The sequence below is a fragment of the Pseudomonas sp. B3G-3 genome, assembly GCF_028640915.1.
GTDB lineage: Bacteria > Pseudomonadota > Gammaproteobacteria > Pseudomonadales > Pseudomonadaceae > Aquipseudomonas > Aquipseudomonas chlororaphis_I.
The window spans coordinates 1-2,126 of sequence record NZ_JAQZAB010000088.1 but is presented as its reverse complement, the minus strand read 5'-3'; the positions used below and the strand labels follow the sequence as shown (position 1 = coordinate 2,126).

The 2,126-nt window shown below is 63.8% G+C and carries 1 protein-coding gene; it reads right to left on the bottom strand.

Translation table 11 applies throughout. The features are described 5' to 3' along the window. Positions 1-2,126: immunoglobulin-like domain-containing protein (locus tag PVZ80_RS10345; protein ID WP_337960722.1), on the bottom strand; the 2,126-nt coding region annotated here is incomplete at both ends.

Genomic DNA, 2,126 nt, shown 5'->3' with positions numbered 1-2,126 from the left:
GTGGTGCTCGGCACCAGGTTCTCGAAGTTGCCGCCAGCAGCATCCTTGATGGTGACTTCGACTTTACCCGCATCCTTGTACACATCGTCAGCAGGCGCTGCGACGGTGACGGAGCCCGTGGTAGCACCGGCAGCGATAGTAATCACCGCGCCGTTGCTCAGAGTCACGGTCACCGGAGTCCCGGCTGCATTGGTCAGAGTGGCGGTGTAAACGATCGAGCCGCCTTCGGCCACGGTGTCTGTGGCGCTCAAGGTCAGGCTGGTGGTGTCCGGGGTATCGGTAACCGAGGTCTCGGCAGGTTTGCTATCGACATCCAGCTTCTCGTAGTTGCCGCCGGTGGCACCAGTGATGGTGGTGCTCAGGGAGCTACCGCCGGCCAGGGCATCGTTTGGCGCTGTGAAGTTTACGGTGCCCGACGACTCGCCCACCGGAATGGTGATGGTCTGGCCGTTGGACAGGGTGACGACCACCGGCGAACCGGTCACTGGAGCGGTCACCGACGCGGTGTAAACGACAATGCCGCCTTCTGCTACTGACGGAGTAGCAGTCAGCGAAACAGTGCTGGTGTCGATGGTGTCGGTGACATCGGTCACGGCTGGCGTGGTGCTCGGAACCAGGTTCTCGAAGTTGCCGCCAGCAGCCTCTTTGATGCTGACTTCGACTTTGCCGGCATCTTTGTACACATCATCAGCTGGAGCAGCGACGGTGACGGAGCCCGTGGTAGCGCCGGCAGCAATGGTGATCACTGCACCATTCGACAGGGTCACGGTCACTGGCGTACCAGCGGCGTTGGTCAGAGTCGCGGTATAAACGATCGAACCACCTTCAGCGACGGTGTCAGTCGCTGTCAGGCTCAGATTGGTGGTGTCCGGAGTATCGGTCACCGAGGTCTCGGCAGGCTTGGCGTCGACGTCCAGCTTCTCGTAGTTACCGCCCGTTGCACCGGTGATGGTCGCGCTCAGGGAGCTGCCGCCCGCGAGGGCATCATTAGGTGCCGTGATATTGACGGTACCGGAAGACTCGCCGACCGGAATGGTGATGGTCTGGCCATTGGACAGGGTCACCACAACCGGCGAGCCAGTCACTGGAGCGGTCACCGACGCGGTGTACACCACGGTGCCGCCTTCAGCCACAGACGGAGTCGCGGTCAGCGAAACAGTCGACGTATCGATGGTGTCGGTGATGTCCGTCACCGCCGGCGTGGTGCTCGGCACCAGGTTTTCGAAGTTGCCGCCAGTGGTGCCCTGGATGGTGGCTTCGACCTTGCCGGCGTCCTTGTAGACGTCGTCGGCAGGCGCGGCAACGCTCACCGAGCCGGTGGTCGCGCCAGCGGCGATGGTGATCACTGCGCCATTGCTCAGGGTCACGGTGACCGGCGTGCCGGCCGGGTTGGTCAGGGTGGCGGTGTAGACGATCGAGCCGCCTTCGGCGACCGAGCCGCTGGCCGACAGGCTCAGGCCGGTGTCGTCCACGGAGTCGGTGATGACAGTCTGCGCCGGCGTGGTGTCGGGCGTCAGTTGTTCGAAGTTGCCGCCGCTGGCGCCGGTAATGCTGGTGCTGACTGTGCTGCCGTTGTTGTAAACGTCATTGGCCGGGGTATCGACCACCACGGTGCCGACGGTTTTGCCGGCCTCGATCACGATGGTCGAGCCGTTGGACAGGGTCACGGTAACCGGGGTCTGCGCCGGGTTGGTCAGGGTCGCGGTGTAGGTGATCTGGCCGCCTTCCACAACGCTGCCGGTGGCGGTCAGGCTCAGGCCGGTGTTGTCCACCGAGTCGGTCACGGTGGTTTGTGCCGGCGTGGTGCTCGGTACCAGGTTCTCGAAGTTGCCGCCGGTGGCGCCAGTAATGCTGGTGCTGACCGTGCTGCCGTTGTTGTAGACGTCGTTGGCCGGGGTATCGACTACCACGGTGCCGGTGGTTTTACCGGCGTCGATGGTGATGGTCGAACCGTTGGACAGGGTCACGGTGACCGGGGTCTGCGCCGGGTTGGTCAGGGTCGCGGTGTAGGTGATCTGGCCACCTTCCACGACCGTACCGGTGGCCGACAGGGTCAGGCCGGTGGCGTCCGGCGAGTCGGTGATGGTGGTCACCGCCGGTGTCGGGTTCGGTACCAGGTTCTCGAA